13 protein-coding genes are annotated in these 19,861 nt (G+C 41.6%); 8 read left to right on the top strand and 5 right to left on the bottom strand.

The features are described from left to right. Positions 1-2 precede the first annotated feature (2 nt). A complete protein-coding gene (locus tag MED222_RS15445; RefSeq protein WP_009846169.1) occupies positions 3-287 on the bottom strand; it encodes a GNAT family N-acetyltransferase in 285 nt (94 codons plus the stop codon). Positions 288-602: 315 nt separating this feature from the next. Between MED222_RS15445 and MED222_RS15450 the strand changes: the two genes are divergently transcribed. Continuing rightward, entirely contained in the window at positions 603-1,349 is a 747-nt protein-coding gene (locus MED222_RS15450; RefSeq protein ID WP_009846168.1) for a flagellar brake protein, read from the top strand. A gap of 211 nt (positions 1,350-1,560) precedes the next feature. Here the strand turns inward: MED222_RS15450 and MED222_RS15455 are convergent, their stop codons facing one another. Next, the gene (locus MED222_RS15455; protein WP_009846167.1) at positions 1,561-3,921 is read right to left on the bottom strand and encodes a Lon protease family protein; all 2,361 of its coding nucleotides are present in this window, start codon (positions 3,919-3,921) and stop codon (positions 1,561-1,563) included. Between the two features lie 240 nt (positions 3,922-4,161). On the opposite strand from MED222_RS15455, the gene MED222_RS15460 reads away from it, so the two are divergent. The 6 genes from MED222_RS15460 to MED222_RS15485 all read left to right on the top strand — a co-directional run bounded on the left by MED222_RS15460 (position 4,162) and on the right by MED222_RS15485 (position 11,239). After that, positions 4,162-4,656, top strand: a complete 495-nt coding sequence (locus tag MED222_RS15460) for a hypothetical protein (RefSeq protein WP_009846166.1) — start codon at positions 4,162-4,164, stop codon at positions 4,654-4,656. A gap of 12 nt (positions 4,657-4,668) precedes the next feature. Then, positions 4,669-6,297 carry an ABC transporter ATP-binding protein gene (locus MED222_RS15465; protein ID WP_009846165.1) on the top strand — a complete coding sequence of 543 codons (1,629 nt, stop codon included), beginning with the start codon at positions 4,669-4,671 and terminating at the stop codon, positions 6,295-6,297. 493 nt (positions 6,298-6,790) lie between these two features. Then, positions 6,791-8,086, top strand: coding sequence for an SIR2 family protein (locus tag MED222_RS15470; protein ID WP_009846164.1), 1,296 nt, complete (start codon positions 6,791-6,793; stop codon positions 8,084-8,086). Then, positions 8,083-9,795, top strand: coding sequence for an ATP-binding protein (locus tag MED222_RS15475; protein WP_009846163.1), 1,713 nt, complete (start codon positions 8,083-8,085; stop codon positions 9,793-9,795). The genes MED222_RS15470 and MED222_RS15475 overlap by 4 nt, the downstream gene beginning before the upstream one ends. Before the next feature lie 148 nt (positions 9,796-9,943). Further along, a complete protein-coding gene (locus tag MED222_RS15480) occupies positions 9,944-10,564 on the top strand; it encodes a hypothetical protein (RefSeq protein WP_009846162.1) in 621 nt (206 codons plus the stop codon). Positions 10,565-10,690: 126 nt separating this feature from the next. Beyond that, complete coding sequence (locus MED222_RS15485; RefSeq protein ID WP_032555110.1) at positions 10,691-11,239, top strand: hypothetical protein; 549 nt, start codon at positions 10,691-10,693, stop codon at positions 11,237-11,239. 240 nt (positions 11,240-11,479) lie between these two features. On the opposite strand, the gene MED222_RS15490 is transcribed toward MED222_RS15485, so the two are convergent. The 3 genes from MED222_RS15490 to MED222_RS15500 all read right to left on the bottom strand — a co-directional run bounded on the left by MED222_RS15490 (position 11,480) and on the right by MED222_RS15500 (position 18,775). Next, positions 11,480-14,011 (bottom strand): P-loop NTPase fold protein, encoded by a 2,532-nt coding sequence (locus MED222_RS15490; protein ID WP_009846160.1) that lies wholly within the window; start codon positions 14,009-14,011, stop codon positions 11,480-11,482. Between the two features lie 578 nt (positions 14,012-14,589). Continuing rightward, positions 14,590-15,603 carry a LacI family DNA-binding transcriptional regulator gene (locus MED222_RS15495; protein WP_009846159.1) on the bottom strand — a complete coding sequence of 338 codons (1,014 nt, stop codon included), beginning with the start codon at positions 15,601-15,603 and terminating at the stop codon, positions 14,590-14,592. A 97-nt stretch (positions 15,604-15,700) separates the two neighbouring features. Beyond that, positions 15,701-18,775 carry a GH116 family glycosyl hydrolase gene (locus MED222_RS15500; protein WP_009846158.1) on the bottom strand — a complete coding sequence of 1,025 codons (3,075 nt, stop codon included), beginning with the start codon at positions 18,773-18,775 and terminating at the stop codon, positions 15,701-15,703. Between the two features lie 64 nt (positions 18,776-18,839). On the opposite strand from MED222_RS15500, the gene MED222_RS15505 reads away from it, so the two are divergent. Beyond that, the gene (locus tag MED222_RS15505) at positions 18,840-19,787 is read left to right on the top strand and encodes an aldose 1-epimerase (protein ID WP_009846157.1); all 948 of its coding nucleotides are present in this window, start codon (positions 18,840-18,842) and stop codon (positions 19,785-19,787) included. Positions 19,788-19,861 lie beyond the last annotated feature (74 nt).

Below are 19,861 nucleotides of genomic sequence, written 5' to 3'. Positions count from 1 at the left end.
TGCTATGCTTTATCGGATAGAAGATGAGCCCACTGTGGCTGCCTATTCATATAGTGAATCACATAACTACAAATCGGTACAATTTTAAAACCTGCTTGTTCAATTTCAGGCAGTACCGACTCCATCATCACCTTACCGAAGCCCTTACCTTGAAGCTCATCAGGAATACGTGTCGATGTGATATGTAGTACATCTCCGTCCTTTTGATACTTAACAACCGCGAACTGGTTGGGTTTTAGCTCAACTGTGATCTGGTTCGCTTCTTGATCCCATTTTGTTGCGTGCATTCTCAACTCCTGAAAATAATTGATACGACAAACAATAAAAATTTGAAGTATTCATTCCTTGTAATAGACTATCTCAAGCTCATACAAATAGAACTAAGTACTTGCAAACAAAGTAAATAACTCTGTGCCACCGGCTTAATAACGAATTTGTAAAGATAAAGGCACCCTATAAAGCCATGCAGGTACATTTAGCCAGCATATGTAACTGCACTTAATTTATGTAATTGCACCTACTAAATCTAGCACGTATTTGCCCCTTATTAGTAAGTTACCAATATAACAAACAGACGCATGTTGGCGCATGGAGAACATATAATGAACGCACCACTGAAGAAGCCTTTGGAGCATAATCAGGCACTTCAAGATCCTCGTAACCGCACCGTTTCTACGTTAAATAGCACCGATGCACTGGCTATGATAGAGCACGGCAGTGAACTGACATTAAATGTATCGACTCCAGTTGGTACTAAGTTTCTCGCCACCACCAAATTTATCGGTACGCACAGTGATAACTGCATTGTGGTTGAGGTTCCCGACGTATCCAACGACGATCTGAGCTTTTTCTTCCAAGAAGGTTTTTGGATGACAGCTCGTGCGTACTCTCTGCGAGGAGAAGGCGCTCTTATCCACTTTAAAAGCCAAATTCACCATAGGATTGGGGATCCCTTCCCTATTCTTGTGCTATCTACACCAAGCTCGATGCAAGTAACTCAACTGCGTAAAGAGACACGCTACGAGGTGAATTTAGCTTCCAGAATCATCTTCAACGATCAACGAGCAAACTGTGAGATTAGAGACTTATCGAAAAGTGGTTGTCGTTTTGTTACCTCACCGACTTCTCGTGCGATTCAAATTGCCGATCGAGTCTCTATTGAAGTTACACCTGAGAACTACAATGGCCCACTTATACCGCCATTGAAAGGCATCATCTGTAATCTCCAAAAATCAACGCACTACGCTCGATACGGGGTAGAATTTGATGATATTGGCCGCTCTAATGCCAAGCACTTATTGGCGAAGCTGAAGTTCGATGGCACCAAGCTCTGTTTGCGAAATAGGTAAAGTCATTTAGCACATTACATTCACCGAATACCGTAAGCAGACCAGATACAGACGACTCAATAGCGAGCAAAGTCGCAATCAAAAAAAGCCATCGATTTTTATGTCGATGGCTTTTTAGTTTTGTCTATTTGTCTATTTGTCTATTTGTCTATTTGTCTGATTTTCAAACACTTATCTAATTAAAAAGCTAGCTGGGTCTATAGATATTAGACTATTTACGCAGTGCGTTCAGTTTAGCTTGAGCGATACCAAAGATAGTATCGATTGGATAGCTCCCCTCGTCACTCGCCTCACCGGCGGCTTTGCCTGTAAACAGCTCAATCGCTTCGGTCACATGGTCGATAGCCCAAATATTAAACTCGCCCTTTTCAACCGCTTTTACGATGTCATTACGCAGCATCAAATTGTGAACATTTGAACGTGGGATGATCACCCCTTGCTCATTTGAACGTCCTTTGATTTCGCACACATCAAAGAAGCCTTCAATTTTCTCATTCACACCACCAATAGGCTGGGACTCACCGAACTGGTTCATCGACCCGGTAATCGCGATGTCTTGACGGTTCGGCTGCTTAGAAAATGCAGACACTACCGCACAGAACTCGGCCATACTCGCGCTATCACCATCGACGCCACCATACGATTGTTCGAAAGTGATATTGGTAGTAAGCGGTACTTTCGCTGTCTTACCAAATACCGAAGAAAGGTAAGCCGATAAGATCATCACCCCTTTCGAGTGAATACTGCCACCTAGGTCTACGTTTCTCTCTATATCAATCACTTCACCGTCACCATAAGCCGTGGTTGCCGTGATCCGGTTCGGTGCGCCAAACATATGATCAGTCGTACTGAGTACAGACAGCGCATTGACCTGCCCAACCGCCTGACCATCCACATGAATCAGTGTTGTACCGTTGGTGAAAGTTTCCATGACGCTGTCTTGCAGTCGCCCGACACGCATCTGTTGGTTAGATAGCGCTTGGTCGACATGCGTAGCACGAATCAGGTTCGACTTCGCCCCTTTCGCCACGTAGTTTGACTCACGAAGCAGGTTGGCAATGTGTGCCGAGTGCAACGACAACTTACTTTGGTCACCCGCCTGACGAGAACTGTGCTCAATGATGCGAGCAATCGCTTTGCGATCACAATGCAGCATGTTGTTGTCGTGCACGATGCTTGAGATGAAGCGTGCGTAATGCATTTCAGAATCCGCAGTACGCTTCATCTCATCTTCAAAATCGGCCGTCACACGGAACAATTCACCAAACTCCGCATCGTAATGTTGCAGTAGTTGATAAGTTCGATAATCACCAAACAGGATGATCTTAACGTCCAATGGAATAGGCTCAGGATCAAGTGATACCGCCCCCGTTAACGTGACCTCTTTTTCTAATGACGTGAAGCTCAATTGACGCGAACGTAGCGCGCGCTTCAGGCCTTCCCAAACATAAGGCTGTTCGAGGACTTTAACCGCATCCATCAACAAGACGCCGCCATTGGCTCTATGTAAGCTACCTGCACGAATCAAAGAGAAGTCCGTAAATACGGTGCCTTTGAACGTTGCCGTCTCGACATAACCAAACAGAGAGTGATAATTTGGATTCTCTTCCACCACGATCGGCAGAGTCTCCTCCTTCTGGCTCACAATCACGTTCACCTTGTAGCGACGTGGCATTTTCTTATCCAAAGAGGCGGTCGCAACTTCTGCTTGCTCTGTACTCTCTTCTAAGAAAATATCTGCGTTGTCGACAATGTCTTTACGCAGTGCTGTCAGGTACTTTTTAATGTCTGGATATTGGCTGTAATCTTGCTTCAGTTGCTTGATGAAGTGGGTAATAACATCTCGCGCCGTATCATCATTCAACTTTTGAACTTTCTCTGTGTACGTCTCTTCAAGCTCAGTCAGTTCACGAGAAATGGTCCGCAGCCCGACTTCCAATCCATCAATGGTTTTATCGAATTGATCTTGCTCTTCTGGCGTGAGTAAGTCGAAGCTCTCTTCGGTATGAAGATCATCGCCATTCATCGCGACAAATTGGTAGTCACCCTGAGTCGTGATCGTCAGGTTGATGCCCTTATCTTTTGCTTCTTGACTGATCGCTTCTAACGCCGCTTGTTGCTTAGCGGCCAACTGATTTTTTAATCGGTCAGCGCGGTTAAAGTACATCTCGTTATCGAATGCGAGTGGCATTGCTTTAAGAAGCTTACGCATCAGCTTTTCAATATCTTGCTTCAAACTGCTGCCAACACCACGAGGCAATTTCAGCACCTTAGGTGTACGAATGTCTTCAAAATTCGCGATATAGCACCAATCAAAAAGCTCCTGTACTTCTTGAGGATGTCGGTTTAGGTAGCGCAAGATCATGGTACGTTTACCCAGACCATTTCGACCTATCGCATAAATGTTGTAACCCTTTTCCTTAATTGACATCGCGAACTCAACGGCCTTTTGTGCACGTTCTTGCCCGACGATTTCGTCAATTGGAGCCAGTTCTTTGGTCGACTTACATGGTAGCTTATCGAGTTCCGCTACCTTATACAGCTGTTCTGTATTGAGTCTTTGCATCGCCATCGCCGCCTCCTTAGTCCTTCATTACTTGGGTGTAGATAAAATCAGTGTAGATGTAATTACCTATAAATTTAGTGACTTACGCTGCACAGCTGTTCAACTGAACAAATAACACACAATTTACCCCGTTTTTAGCAATAACGAGAGATTTAATTCACCAACTTAGCATGTGAATGATTTTAATTTGCAATTGATAATAAATATCATTAACATTTTAGGATATTTAAAATTAAGGATGTGGACATGGAAATTGAACGCTGCTGGATGCACTACCTAAAAGCTGAACAGTTAATGGAACAAGGTCATTGGCCCGAAGCACAGCGCCTCTATAATGATGTTCTCACCTCTCTTCCTCATCACATCCAAAACGCGGCATACCAAAGTGACATCAAACCCTGCCAGTTTGCTTGCTTAATTTCAGGCCTTAGAGACGCCAGTGTCGCTCAATCAGAGATTCTCAATCGTTTAGGCCAACAGCAACAAGCCTTCGACACCTTGAACCAATCTTATGCATTGATGCAATTTATCTCTCTTGAGGGTACAGAGTTGATTCAACGTACCTTTAGGTTATTGGAAAAGCAGAGCGAAGATTTACTCAATCACCTGATCGCATTTTGCAGTGCTCAGCGCAGCTCACATTGGATGCTCGAGCTAGAACAAATTCAACGCGCTCATCACCATTTTGGGCAGCTTAAAACCACTTCAGAAGTTCAATCTTCACCTAATGTCTTAAATTGATAAGGATATATCATGTCGGACCGGGCTATTCTTAAAGTTAATAATCTCTCCGTTAAATTCATAACCAATGATGGAATCATTGATGCGGTAAAAAAGATTAACTTTACTCTTAATTCTAGTGAAACCTTGGCCATTGTTGGCGAATCGGGTTCAGGTAAATCTGTCTCTTCCAACGCTTTAATGCGTTTGCTTCCTGATAACGCCATCATTGATGCTCAATCGGAAATCGAATTTGAAGGTCAGTCGATACTCAAAAAGACTGAACGAGAGATGCAGTCAATTCGTGGTGACAGGATTGGAATGATCTTTCAAGAACCAATGACATCTCTAAACCCATATCTACGCGTGGGCACACAAGTGGCTGAAGCCATTATGTGTCATCGTAATGTATCGAAATCTCAAGCGAAGCAGCGTGTACTTGAGCTTTTCAACCTTGTGCATCTGCCAATGCCAGAGCAGGCATATAACAAATACCCGCATGAGTTTTCAGGCGGCCAGTTACAACGCATCATGATCGCAATGGCTCTGATCAATGAACCAGATATTCTGATTGCAGACGAACCGACTACGGCTTTAGATGTAACGGTTCAGGCTGAAGTGCTTTCTCTTATCAAAGAAATTCAAAGCAAGATGGGCATGGCGATTTTGTTCATTACCCATGATCTCGGTGTAGTGAAACACTTTGCCGACCGTGTTCTGGTGATGTGTAAAGGGGAGTTGGTCGAAGAAGGACTCACTCAAGAGCTATTCGAAAATCCTAAGCACGATTACACACGCATGTTGATCAACTCAATTCCGAAAGGCGCTAAGGTTCCTGTAGAAGCATCGGCGCCAGAGCTACTGTGTGCCGATGATATCCGTGTTCAATTCTTAGTGAAATCCCACTTCATTAAGAGTAAGAGTCAATATTTCGAAGCTGTAAAAGGCATCTCATTGACCCTAAAACAAGGTGAAACATTAGGCATTGTTGGTGAATCTGGATCAGGTAAATCAACACTAGGACGCGCACTGATCGGCTTACTGCCAAGTACCGGACGTATTGTTTACAAAGGCCAAGACGTTAGCTTGTTAACCGATAAAGAACGTCACAAGCTTAAGAAAGATGTACAGATGGTATTCCAAGACCCTTATGGTTCTTTATCACCACGCATGACAGTTGGGGAAATCATCACCGAAGGCTTAACGGTGCATCAACCTCATCTATCCAAGCAAGAACGTTTAGAACGAGCTCGCAAAGCATTGATTGAGGTTCGCTTAGAACCCAATTCAATTAACCGCTATCCACATGAGTTCTCGGGCGGACAAAGACAACGTATTGCGATTGCTCGCGCGTTGATTCTTGAGCCATCTTTCATTCTATTGGATGAACCGACTTCAGCACTCGATCGCTCTGTACAACTGACGGTGATTGACCTGTTAAAAGACATTCAAGCCAAGCACAATATCGGCTTCCTATTCATCAGCCACGACCTTTCGGTAGTCAAAGCCTTATCGGATCGTGTATTGGTGATGCAGAAAGGTGAAGTGATGGAAGAAGGGTCTGCAGAAGAGATTTTCAATGCACCGAAAAATGACTACACCAAGAAATTAATCGCAGCGTCATTCGACTTAGAAAATAAATCGAAAAAAAATGCCGCGTAAAGGGAACTAATCAACATTAACAGCGTCTTACAAGTACATTCTGAATAATCTCCTAATGGATTGAAATCTAGAATGGATATAGCAAAACTGGTTTGGCCGCCAAAAGAAAAATGTCGCATGGATGCGGCATTTTTCGTTTCTGGCGTATATGAAAAATTAACTCAATGATTCGAGCCAGTGATTATGAAGGTCTGCTCAAGTTGACGAACTTTAAACAGGGTTAGCTGATAGTCGGATCACAGTCGCAGAGCGGCTTCGTTCAGCTCGTTTTTGGACAGAACCTTCTTAGAGTAAACATTTAAATTAACCAAATACGGATAACTTTAGGTATCGAAAAGTCGCTTTGTGCAGTGTTTAGTCTAGCTGGTACCGATTCGGCTGGTGGTGGGTTACCTAAAGTTATGATATTTATTAGTTTCTGCGAACCAAGCTATAGTCTTAACGAATTATCCTCATATAATATCCATTAAATCTCATATCTTTGGGTAATCATATGACTCAAACAATCACAGCATCTAGCACTCCAGAAGCCGTAACTCCCGTGCCTTATCTACAGAAAGGTGAAGTCGCTATTCGATACCCTTCCTTTGATGTTTGGCATCCACTAAATGAGGCCACTTTAAAGCGAATTAAAGGGGTAGCCGAATTTAATCAAGACTATCAATCAGAACTGTCCAACAACCAAGGTCGTTTAACCAGTACACTATACAAATCACTTCAGTTACCCAATTTAGCGTTCTTCGCTGGTTCTGGAACTTCGTTGAAAGAACCCAACGGACCTAGTATGTGGGGGCTATGGGTGGCTTGCATGTTCAATGATGGTCATGACGATGAGGTCACAGACAACATCGCTCAAATGACTGAAGAAGCGAAAGAAATATGCGACCTCGTCAGATACAATGAGTTAGATAATCCAAATATCGAGCATTTCCTTTCTTGTTGTGATGCTTACCAAGTAGTCTATCAAAACGAAACTGTCGCAGCTTTCATTAGGAAGGTAAAAACCCAAGTTTTAAAGTTATGTAGTGATTTTTTGGATTCAGATGAGAGTGATATTTCGGCTTATCGAGACCTATTGAGAAAGTTAGCAAAACGTAGAACAAGAGACCCAAGGCTTAAAGTATTTACTACTAATTATGACATGTGTTTTGAAAACGCTTCTGCTGATCTAGGTATGATGGTTGTTGATGGCTTTTCTTATACTCGAAAGCGACGCTTCGATGGCCAGTATTTCAATTTCGATGTAGTTCGTCGTGATAATGAAGGGCAATCCTTTATACAAGGCGTTATCCAGTTATACAAGCTCCATGGCTCTGTAAGTTGGGAACGAAACAGAACTGAGATATTCGAGTCTTTACGCCCTGACCCCGACAATGCATGCTTGATATATCCCGCAAAGGGAAAGTATCAACAAGCTTTTATACAACCGCACTTAGAACTACTTTCTAGGTTTTTGGAATTCTTGCGTGAACCTAATAGCTGCTTACTAATGAGTGGATTTGGATTTAATGATGATCACTTATCTGAGCCAATTCTTTCAGCTGTAAAATCCAATCCAAGCTTTAAGTTAATCGTTACAGATTTTGGAGCCTGTTCTCAAATTACCAATCAAAATAAATATTGGAAGCGACTTTCTGATGAATCCTTAAACGGTGCGGATGTTACCTTTATAAATGCATCGTTTAAAGATATTACAAGCTTTATTCCTAATTTGACTGCTTTAAGTCCTGCCGAGCAACTAGCAAAGTCAATACAAGTAATGGGTGTTGGGGATGTAAATAATGAATGATGAATGATGAATTATCTATTGGTGTTTTAGATTCAACCTTAAAAATTGGGATAATTGCAGGTGTTAGCGCACATGGTATTACTGTCAACCTTAGCCATGCAGGATTAAGATCTGCTTCATATCATAAAGGTGGTAGATATGGACGTGGGGAAGTCGGTGAAATTATTCTCATTGAAGGGCAAACCTCATTAACTATCGGAAAAGTCCTTGATATCAAACTTCCCGAAAAAGAAAGAACGTCATTACACACACCTGCATCTCAAGATGAAAAAGTAGATGCTATAGGTTATGTGCAAGTACTAGGTTCAGTCAACATATGTTCGTTAGCTGTATCAGCAGGAGTCGTAAGTTATCCCAGGATCGGAGATATTGTTTATTCCGCTCCTGCAAGATTTTTAGCGATGCTTCCTAAACTCACTGATAGCGATCTACACAAAGAGCTTGATAATTCAGTTGTAATTAACCTGGGAAGTATCGCTGATGATAGTTTGAATAACGTGGCTATATCACCAGAGAAATTATTTGGACGACACTGTGCAATTTTAGGCTCTACTGGAGGAGGCAAAAGTTGGACAACCGCTCATCTGATCCAAGAGTGTGCCAAATTTAATAAAGCAAAAGTAGTTGTATTAGATGCAACGGGCGAATACAGGAATCTTCCAAATGAATTCACAATGCATAAACACCTTGGTGAACCTCTCAATAAAAACCAACTGTCTGAGTCCTTTAGGATACCACCAACAGATTTTGAAGAGTCTGATTTCTTAACGCTTTTTGAACCATCAGGGAAAGTACAAGGGCCTAAATTAAGAGCCGCAATGAAGAGTTTACGATTAGCTCAACTTTCACCTGAAGCTGCTGATAAAGGTATCATACGTAAAATTGGGCAAAGCAAGGAACGTTACAGAGCTGCCTTAAAAAAAGATAATAACTCTTCGTTAGTGGATAGACCATCCCAGCCTTTTGATGTAAGTAGGTTGATACCGCAAATCATTGAAGAATGCCACTATATAAATGGTAATAATTGGGGAAATAGAAACGATGCTGAGATTGGTTATTGTTCATCTCTATTTACCCGTATTCAGTCAGTTGTTTATTCTCCTTCATTCCATGCTGTCTTTGGTCAAAGCAACCATGAATCTCTTGATAGCGTTTTAAGTGCATTTTTAGGCTCTGATAAGCAAGTACTTAGACTTTGCTTAAGTAGTACTAGTTATGAATTCAATGCGAGAGAGATCCTCGCAAATGCAATCGGCCGTAAATTACTATCTTATGCACGAGGTGAAAAGTTCATCAAACAACCACTATTAGCTATAGTCGATGAAGCACATAATTTTTTAGGTAAACGAATTGGTATTGAAGAGTATGCAATAAAGTTAGATGCTTTTGAGATAATAGCTAAAGAAGGGCGCAAATACGGTCTAAATATTTGCCTTGCTACTCAAAGGCCTAGGGATATAACAGAGGGTGTTATTAGCCAGATGGGAACGTTATTAGTCCATAGGCTGACTAACAGTAATGACCGTGAAATAGTTGAGCGAGCTTGTGGTGAGGTCGATAAGACAATGATCGCATTCTTGCCGAACTTAAAGCAAGGGGAACTTGCTGTTGTTGGTGTCGACTTCCCTATTCCATTAACGATTCAGGTGCACAAACCTTCACCGCCTCCTCTTTCAGATAGCCCAAGTTATCAACATTATTGGTCATGAATCAGAAGATTTCAAAGCGTGCGGATCTTCTATCTTGTCTAGCTATTGAATCATGAATAGGAACCGAAATTGGCTGATTCATGTTTGAAATAGCAGCTAACTGCAACTTCTCATGAATACTTGAACATAATCGATACAGGAACCATTTATGCCGTATGACTATCCATCAAAATCCTCAGACATCCAAGCTCGACTAATAAGCTTAGGCCTGCAGCCAAGCCACCTCAAGATGATGGGGGCATATATTACAGTCTATGGCATGTTTGAAACTACTCTCGAGCGAGCGCTTTGGACGTTGAGCGAAATAAAGGTAGAAGGTGTTCGCCCTTTTACTGAAAAGATGAACACCGAAGCTCAGTTTAAGATGTTAAGCGATGGCAACCCCAAGCTGACTAGTAAATGCAATGCCATCCTAAATGTAGCAGCGCATGCTGCAAGAGATCTGAATGAATACCGCAATAGTCTTGTTCATGGCTACCTGCTGTCTTTCGGACCCGACAGCGTTCCTAGTTTCATGAAAAACCCTCGATGGTATGGAGAGGATAGGAAGAAGGCTGTTGGGGATGCTTACATCGATGAGCCCGTTCAAGACTTAGTTCTCATCGCAGTTTGGAACCTGTTTGAACTCGTTAGCAATGTTGAAAAGATCTTCACCGACCCAAAGGCACAGAAAGCTATTGAAGACATGAAGGAAAATGTTGATCGAGCACAAAGTTACGCGAACGAAGCCCGTCATCTACGTTCACTCATGAACCATGAAAAGTATTGACAACCTCGGGAAATGATGGTCGTCAGACTTTTAAAGGATCCAATTTTGAGATTCATTTTTTGTGTATAGCAACCAAAACAGTATATTAGAGCTAGTTGCCTAACATAACTTATAGACAGGATGAGCATGACAACACCACTAGAAGTAAGGCTACGTATGGCTAAAGCTCAATACGCGACTATTGAGATGGCATTACATTCGCTACACCTTTACAGAGAGATCCCTACAGAGGCTCACCACAGCTTTAATCATGTTGGCGAAGTCTTGATGAATGACTTGATAATCAATTGGCACTCTATTTTTTGTAAGGCGAATACCAACAAAATTAGCTTTACCAAGAATAACTTTAACCATGATGATTTAGGTAAATTTGATGTCTCAATAATGTTACAAGACTTAGGGCTGACAACGCATGAGTGGGGGGAAATCAAAAAAGCAGTATCAACATCAAGAAATAGATACGTAGCGCATGTGGATATAGACGTAGAGGACGCAGTTCCAAAACTTAAACTACAGCCACTAGAGGATACTTTGTTCTATTACAGAAATTGGCTAGTAAAGACAATTAATCTACATACTCCTAAGCCTTTATTGGATAAGAGCATAATCTACGATAACGCTACCTTATCAAGTCTTCTTAAGGAAAGTAAGCAGCACATACGCAAGTCATTTTAGTGATCAATTTTGGCTTGTGAGTAACTGGTACGGCCTAATTTTTATTGATTAGAAAAAGTAAGGCCATTTGTGACCCATTTTTGTTAATTGATATTTATCTCTAAAAGACAAAGGGGAAAATCCAAGTTAGGGCAGAGGTGCCAACTTATCTATTGTGATGAGAAAAATTAATTCCAATATTGACTGCAAGTTGAGTGGCAGTAACCTAAGCCGCTCGAATTAACAGCCTTAATTCAGACTTCATTTTGTTGTCCTAGCATTTTTAAATCCAAATGCTACCTCTGCATTCTTTACAACACTTTTTCTGTCTTTATTGAATTTGATTCTGATATTTTGGACCAAATTAACGACTTCTGGTGCAATGATATCCTTTCTATTCTTTATAGAAGTAGAGTTGTACTCGTTGAATAAATAGTTCAAGAATTCTTCTGTCAACTCCAAGCGCTTTTTCACTCGATTAAGTCTATCAATCGCCTGCATCGTTCCTATTGAATCTAACTCTTTGTGAAGTTTTTTCATCTTCTTGTAGGACTTATTATCTCTGATTGGAGTATCTAGCAAAACGACCTCCAAATAACTAAAGTCTTTTAGAAGCTCTTCAATATAGTAGATTCCGGAGCTAGTTGCTCTAACATGAGAACTGCTAACCTCCTCATCTTTGATACTTTTTTCCGTCTCAATTATTCGCTTTCCATTGAATGTGCTAAGTATTGAAGATGTTACTTCCGGAGGAACGCCCAGCGTATTGCAGTCTGCAATAACATTTTCAATTGCTACAAAGCCTGTTCCTAGGTAATTGGTAGCACTTTTAGAGTGAAGTATTTTCCCGAGAACAATAAGGCGGTTAAAATTCGAAGAATCAGTTCCTCCAGAAGTGTTAAACATGTTTATTACATCACACTTTCCTTCGGAATAGGTTTCCAAGTCTCTTAAAATAATGGCATTCAGGAACTCATGAAATGGGATAGGAAACCCTTTTGGTTGCGGTTTTCTTTCATCTCTGATTACTGCAGCAAGGTTTGTATGCCCTGAAACCATAAATGCCGCGACAGTATCTAATGCTCGACGCGTGTCGCGAGCAGCCATCGACTCGATATACTTTATATACCTTTTATCTGAGCCTAGCAGGGTTTTTACGAGTCTATCGAAAACTCTAGTCAAGTCCTCAGAAGTCACTTCTACATCTGAGTTCGTAGTATCAAAAATTTGATTTGCAAAATCTTTATTCTCAATCAGGTTCCTAGCATATTTGAAACGCTTGGACAAAACTTGCTCAAACGTCGCTGGTTGCACTCGATATGCCGTAGTATGGAACGCGTTAAGAGGACCGGAATCACGTGTTTTCCAATAACTTTCCTCCCGCATTGACAACAATGCATAACATTCAATATCTGTGGTTAGTTTTTCTGCAATCAAAAAAATATCATTTTGAGTTTTAGGGTTTAATTGGTCTGCATTATCAAATACTAAAAAAACACTTCTATTGAAGCGGTTCGAAGCAGTTTTAAGTTGTCTAGTTGTATGAGAAGCTGGAGAATGTTCTATCCAAGCTTCAACCTTTTCTGAGAATTTGAGCTCGAAGTCTTCTGGTGACTTATTGTATAGCGGGGCTAGAACACCTGACTTCAATCGGTTGTATTCTGAATGATATACTTGCTTTAAGAAGTTCCAATTATCCACTTCTAAATGAGCATAATCCTCACTTAAGATAGAAGAAATTTGACCAAATACAAATTCATCGAGATTGTCACCGGTATCACTAAAATGTTTAAAATTCACATAAATCCAAATGCCATTTTCATCAATATCTTTTTTTGCAAGTACTTTTCGAAACCTTTGGATGAATGTGCTTTTTCCTACACCAACACTACCTAATAACAAAATGATTTCTTTGTGAGCAATCTTTCCCGCTTTAAGTGATGTCGTAATTTTTCTTTGAAAATCGCCTGCATCCTTTTTGGAAACAGTCAATGGAGTAGACGAAATATCAATAAAAGGCGTTTTTCTATCTGTTTTCTTTGGTGAATCAACGTAGCAGTGCTCTAGTATTTCTGATTCAGCTGATTTTGATGCTAAATCTTGGAACACTCTATGAACAATCTCCCCAATGAAAGGAAATAAAGGATTTCTTTCCTTATTTCTAACAGTTCTTAAATGTTCTAGGTTTAATTTTTGATAATTAGCAGAAGGGTTCGTTAGCCCATGCTTTACGGGAATGCTGTCAATCATATCCCCATTATCAACACTTGACTTTGCTAAAGATTGGCAAAACAACTTAAAGTTATTTTTAATGTCGGAATGACCTCTAAAAATTAGTGCAGTTTGGTCTGCCCAATCAATCCCTTGCTGGTTTCCAGAGCGAAAAAACACATAACCGGTCCCATTTGTAACAGCACAAAACAAAATGCCTTTCGAGTTAGCATAATCTCGGGCTTGGATCATCGCTCTTTTTAGCAGCTTACAATTGGAAAGAACCCCTCCAATTTTGTAATAGTGTTTAGTTTGCGAAATGGGAAATTCAAAATGAATAGCTGTGCTTTTAGCCTCGATGATGAAACACGGCGTCGTTGTTGTAAGTTTATAATCGAGGAAAGTATTCGATTCAACACACCTTTCTTCGCGTTTGATATCGTCCTCATCCCAACCTAAATTATAAAGCATCTTATCAATCAACTTGCTTCGAGTGTCAGATTCAGAATACTCTTCGAATGACTTTAAATGCAGCTGCCCCAAATGTTCTAAAGCAATGTCAATATCCCAAGTTAAATCCATTTAATAAAGCCCACCAAGTTTATATGCCATTAAATGCAATCTATAAAAATTGATTTAAATGAGCAACCACCTCTGTATGACTTTACTGAGTCGATCTCATTTTAATCCTCAAATGATTAGCGTGAGTAGGGCAACGGTTTTATCTTCTACTTTGAAGTACATCTTTAGATGCCGGAAATTGTCTTTTGCCACCTTCAAAATCAGCTAGTCACATAGCCCTAATTCGACCCAACGACATAAACTACAAGCGCATGGCAATGTGATGTCAATCTCATTGAACAGATTATTTTCTTAATTTTCGATGACTTATTGTAGCGTTAAAAATTACGGGGTCTTGTCTTTTGACTCTTATTACTTTTTGTATATCAAAGTTGACTGGGCATCATTGTGTGATTTTGAGGCATAACTCAATTTGGATCAGAAATGTTTTAGCTTACCTGCCCCGTATTGAACAATGTGAACGCGCAAATATAAGCAGTGAGAGCGATAGCTTTACTCAGCGGTATTCCTGCTCCATGGTCCGCATTGACATCAATACGGACCATCACGGGCGCACCACCTTGATGCTTATATTTAAATTAACGATACAAAGACTTAGTCGACTCTCTGACGATTAAATCAATCGGTGGTAATCGAGCTTCATGTCGCTCGCCAGATAACAAGTTCAAGATCGACTGAGCACACACTTCACCAATCTCTTCAATTGGCTGCCTTAATGTTGTTAACGCGGGTGTGAAATACTTCGACGTTGGCAAGTCATCAAACCCAATAACTGACACATCTTCTGGCACTTTATAACCGTGATCGTGTAGCGCCTTAATCGCCCCGTAAGCGGTTTGGTCATTGGCTGCAAATAGAGCGGAAAAATGAACTTTCGACTCGATTAATTCAACGGTCTTCTCATAGCCAATTTCACTACTGAAGTCACCTTGTTTGACGAGTTTTGGCATCACTTTAATCCCCGCCTCTTGAAGTGCTTTCTTGTAACCTTCAAAGCGACTTCCCGAATCAGGTTGGCTTGAAAGACCCTTGATATGAGCAATGTTCACGTGCCCTTGTTGCAGTAAGTGAAGGGTCGCCATGTAGCCGCCCAGCACATTATCAATGTTGATCGTGCGGATGTTGTCATCAATGATGTCATACCCCACCGCCACGACAGGGATGTCTTGTGCATATTTGGCGATATCTTCTTTACTCACGCTTCCGGTCACGATGATCATGCCATCAACATTACTTTTCGCCAGATACTCCAGTGCATGTAATTCCAGTTTTTTCTGCCAATGCCCTGTCGCAATCACCAAAGAATAACCTTGAGCTATCAGAGTTTTCTCCATGTCGTTGAGGATCCGACTGGTATAAGGGCTGTCAGGGTGTTGCACCAATACACCAATCGTCAATGAACGGCGGTTGATGTTCTCCTGCATTTGAAAGTTAGGCTTGTAGCCTGTGTCTTTGATCGCCTGCTCGATGTTCTGGCTTTTATCATCCGACACATAAGTGGTTCGATTAAGAAAACGAGAAACCGTGCTTGGGGAAACACCAGCGAGCCTCGCTACATCGTATACGGTGGTTTTTTTAGTTTTAGTGCGCATCTCGATACCCTAATCCAGTGACATTTGGGGAGCCCGAAAGCTCCCCACCTATTTCAACCTGCATACCACTGCTTTTGTTGAAACTCGTGTCGTTTAGTTAATACATGTAGGCGAAAATCATCCCCGGTCTGAAATAACGACCTGCGGTATATTTCAAGCCGGTACTCAACAGCCATTTGTGAAGAACGATGGCTTGCTCCGCTGAGGTTTCGCCTTGCAGCATACTAACAAATTTATCACTGTCTTTAGTCAGGCTAGGACTCACTCGACCGTCAGATAGCACACACTTTTGCAATTTAAGGGCAGTAAGCCACTTTTTCGCATCACTTTGTGACAATTTAAAAGATTCTGAAAGATCTTCCTCATCAAATGAGACTGAGCAGTTGAACCCTTCTGGCGCTGCAAATGGAATTTTTGAATAGTCATACAACGCGGTATACACAGTATCCATCAATGTTTCCGCTTGCTGAGATTTACCCGCCAGACTCAACGCTGTCGCGACACTAAACTGCACGCCAATCCACACGTCTTGCGCTTGAAACGCTTCATGCGGTGAGCCATCAGCCTGCGTCATGTTCGCGACACCAAGCTTAGGGCTATTGATCTCAAAGTTGTGCTTATAAACATAATCTAGGGCACGTTGGATATTCTCTTGCGGGAAAATACCTTCTAAACCGATGAGCTTTAGATAGCTGTCGGCCAACAAGGCATCGCCAAAGCTGTTGTCGGAATCTGGCACTAAATCTAAGTATTCTTGTGTAAATGCTTGAGGCGCGGTATCGCTAAGCAAGCGTTTCTTAGAGACTCTTTGAGATACTTTACTGACGTTGATGGAGGTATCCGTTTCATTTAGATAGGTATTGAGCGTGTTTTTGTCAGCAATCGCATCACCCGTCAAAATCAGACCTAAGGTTTCCAGTGCTTGGTAGCCTTCACCTGTTAAATGCTTAGCTTGAACGGGCGTGACGAAGAAGTGGTAGTAACCCTCTTTGTCATCCCACAAGCTTTGCTCAACTGTTGCTAACGCCTTTTTCGAACGCGTTAAGTAACCGCTAGCTAGTTCGCTTTCACCCATCAATTGTGCAAGCTCGCTTGCTGCTTGAAGACCAGCAACCCACAGGCTCGCACAGTAAATAGAGATGCCGTGAGACGCGAGGTTATCGAAGGTATCGTCTGTGCCACGGGTTAGTGGTAAATCATCGCCTTCAGCGATCAAGTTCGATAAGAAATCGATGCTCTCTGTTACGGCCTGCCAGCACTCTTTAACCACAGAAATATCTTGTGTGTTTTGATAGTGGCGGTACACCATCAGAATGTACTTCGGTGCTAAGTCCTTCCACTCTTTCACGTTGTGCCAGCTGTACGCGTCAGGCTGGATGTCGAACGGGCTGCCCAAATCGTGGATTACAGCGCCTCGAATGGCACGTACGCCCTGGTACTTGTCATCAATCAACTCTGCATTAGGCGTCGCTTCATATTCCCAGTATCGGCGCTCGGTAAAGTCTTCGGCCAAAATAGCTTTCGAGAACTCTTTCATCACGCAGCCATCAAGCTCAGGCAGCAAGTAAAGCAGAGAGAATGAGCCGTAGAAATACACATCCAGAGAGTTAAAGAATGGGTAATCGACACACTCTTTCACTAAGAACTTGTCTTCTTTATCCCATACCGTTGATTCAGCTAGGAAGGACAATGAATTCATCGCCATCGTCGCATAGCGCAGTGCCGATTCAGGCTGCGAGATCTTGCTTTGAGCTTGCTCTAAGAAGGCCGTTTGTTGCGCGACGATCTGTTGCTCAATGGTTTCGAGCTTTGGCAACATGTCTTCTAACATCGGCAGAGCCGGTTGCGTTTGAGGGTAGAATTGCGTGTAAGCCTTGTCTGAATGCCAGCCATTAAGCATGACTTTGCTGTGAGCCATCACCTGTGTAAAACGCAGATCAACAGACTCACCCGCTTCCAATTCAACCTGAACCACAACCAATGCGCTCAACGCTTCACGCCCTGTGTAAATTCCTGTTTGGAATTCAGCGTTGGTACGGCCTGTTTTCAATGCGAACTCTGTTTGTTCCGCTGTCTTAGAGCTATAAAGCGTTGGCTTGACAGAAATCGAAACCTTGCCAGATTCTGTCAGTTGATTATCCGCTTGAACACCAAACACCACTTCACCTTCAATATCACTTTGATAGGGAGACTGACTGGTCAGTTGAACACCCGTAAAGCTGTGACTTTCACCCTTTAAGTTAACCGTTTGATGCTGCTGAGCAATTGGGTTTTGAGACAAGGTACAAGCCGAATCTTGAATACCATCACGTCCTTTTTGGTAGGTTGATCCAATCAAGTTTTTTAGCGGCTGAGCAAGCGTAATCACACGTGTTTGCGATGAATTATTGGTTAATGCAAAGTGATTCCAGTGCATCGGCAAAGAACACAGTCGTTTGTCCTCTTTAACGATCGGAGAGACTACCTTACGCTTTATTTTAATATCATCGAAACTACTGTATTTATATTCAGCCAGTGGATATAAAGCTTGATACTCTATATCTCTACCATTAACACTACCTGTATCATTATTTTCACCCGCAGTAAGTGATAATAATCTCGTTGTATCATTAATTAATAAACCATTAAAGAAATCTAAGGCGACATATAATTGACAAATAATCGACGATGAATCTTCTTCAATCAATAATTGAGTCTTATTTGAAAACTCAACGTTCCACTTTGTAAAGTTAGATTTATTATCCTGGTAGAAGTGACCATTTTTCAATGCCGCGCGAATGTGGTTAATCGCATCCGACATTTCTGAGCTTTCAATCTTCTTACCATCAAACAAGGCAGGATAGAAGTTTAGGTGAACACTCAGCTCTTGCTCATCAATGACTTGTAGCGTGTCGATGGTTGGCACATTCATCACCGAGGCATAAAAATCATTAAAATTAACCACTTGCTCTGAGCAATCAACAAATATACCTGGAATAAAACTGAAGTTCGGCGTGTTACCATTTGGCGTCAGTGTAAATGTGTTACCAATTCCGCCTATCGCCATGCCAGTGTTTTCTGGCGTAGTGGAAATTGGCGTGTACCAAGGTTGAATAAATTCAACTGCATCACCTTTTTTGCAAAGGTGTTCTGAATTTCCTGAATAGCTTGTATATGGAATTTTATTATTCATTTTAAAACCGCCATTGAATATTTTTTTCTTCTTGTTAATATCTTTTTAAAATGGAGACATCAACATGTTTAAAATTATAAATGAAAAATTTGGAAATATTGACTCAGTCACATTAATAAACCACCAACATGGTATAGAACTTCAAATAATCAATGGGTTTGGCGCTGTTATAAATAAATATATTGTCAACAACAGTCCATTCTCTTTTATTTGTGGTTATCAGAATTATGATGAACTGATCAACCAACATCCGTTCTTTTCCCGCAGTGCTAAATTATTCCCTTTTCCAAACCGTTTAAACTTAGGTCGTTACAGTTTCGATAACCAAAACCATCAACTCCCAGCTAACTTTCCATGGTCTGATCACGCCGTACACGGCCTGCTCTACAACCAACCTTTTTCAATCACAAACAGCGTAACCACTGAAGAATCCGCCAGTGTGACGTTGCAGTATCAAACGTCATCTTTGCATCCTGCTTTCCCGTTTGCGTTCAACCTTGAAGTCACCTTCACTATCGATACCACGGGTAAACTCACTTCCTCAACGACCGTCTCTAATTTGGGTGATTCCGCCTTCCCATTCGGAGATGCTTGGCACCCTTATTTTTCACTCGGTACTGAGCTAGCACAATGTGGACTCGCTATGTCGCCTTGCTCTGAGGTCATACACGAAAACGACCTACCCAATGGTGAAAAACTGGCTTTTGACTGTTTGTCTTTGGGTGATTCACTCACCAATCAAAGCTTAAATCACTGCTTTGAATTTGATTCCAAGACAACCAACCAACTTGCGTTTACACGCTCAGATTCGTCTGCCGCTATTCGCTATCAACAAGATGCAAGCTACCCATTCGTTCAGCTTTACACGCCGACGAGCGAACAAAGTATTGCAATAGAACCCATGACTTGCCCAGCTGATGCATTCAATAACCAGATCGGCTTATTGACACTTAGCCCGAACCAATCTCAAACCTTTACTTGGCAATGCCAAGCCAGCTATCAGCCAACATAAAGAAAGCAAAGTAAAGCAACTGCTGTATGCGAAATCAGCCCCCAGAGAACGCATTGCTAACGAAACAACTGCAA

It is taken from the genome of Vibrio sp. MED222 (assembly GCF_000153005.1).
Taxonomy (GTDB): Bacteria; Pseudomonadota; Gammaproteobacteria; order Enterobacterales; family Vibrionaceae; genus Vibrio; species Vibrio tasmaniensis_A.
This window is presented reverse-complemented; position numbering and strand designations above follow the sequence as displayed.

Excerpts from the sequence above, each read along its gene's own strand:
- MED222_RS15475 (WP_009846163.1), top strand. The coding sequence starts at position 8,083 with ATGATGAATGATGAATTATCTATTGGTGTTTTAGATTCAACCTTAAAA.
- MED222_RS15480 (WP_009846162.1), top strand. The coding sequence starts at position 9,944 with ATGCCGTATGACTATCCATCAAAATCCTCAGACATCCAAGCTCGACTA.
- MED222_RS15465 (WP_009846165.1), top strand. The coding sequence starts at position 4,669 with ATGTCGGACCGGGCTATTCTTAAAGTTAATAATCTCTCCGTTAAATTC.
- MED222_RS15445 (WP_009846169.1), bottom strand. The coding sequence starts at position 287 with ATGCACGCAACAAAATGGGATCAAGAAGCGAACCAGATCACAGTTGAG.
- MED222_RS15470 (WP_009846164.1), top strand. The coding sequence starts at position 6,791 with ATGACTCAAACAATCACAGCATCTAGCACTCCAGAAGCCGTAACTCCC.
- MED222_RS15455 (WP_009846167.1), bottom strand. The coding sequence starts at position 3,921 with ATGGCGATGCAAAGACTCAATACAGAACAGCTGTATAAGGTAGCGGAA.
- MED222_RS15500 (WP_009846158.1), bottom strand. The coding sequence starts at position 18,775 with ATGAATAATAAAATTCCATATACAAGCTATTCAGGAAATTCAGAACAC.
- MED222_RS15495 (WP_009846159.1), bottom strand. The coding sequence starts at position 15,603 with ATGCGCACTAAAACTAAAAAAACCACCGTATACGATGTAGCGAGGCTC.
- MED222_RS15460 (WP_009846166.1), top strand. The coding sequence starts at position 4,162 with ATGGAAATTGAACGCTGCTGGATGCACTACCTAAAAGCTGAACAGTTA.
- MED222_RS15485 (WP_032555110.1), top strand. The coding sequence starts at position 10,691 with ATGACAACACCACTAGAAGTAAGGCTACGTATGGCTAAAGCTCAATAC.
- MED222_RS15505 (WP_009846157.1), top strand. The coding sequence starts at position 18,840 with ATGTTTAAAATTATAAATGAAAAATTTGGAAATATTGACTCAGTCACA.
- MED222_RS15450 (WP_009846168.1), top strand. The coding sequence starts at position 603 with ATGAACGCACCACTGAAGAAGCCTTTGGAGCATAATCAGGCACTTCAA.
- MED222_RS15490 (WP_009846160.1), bottom strand. The coding sequence starts at position 14,011 with ATGGATTTAACTTGGGATATTGACATTGCTTTAGAACATTTGGGGCAG.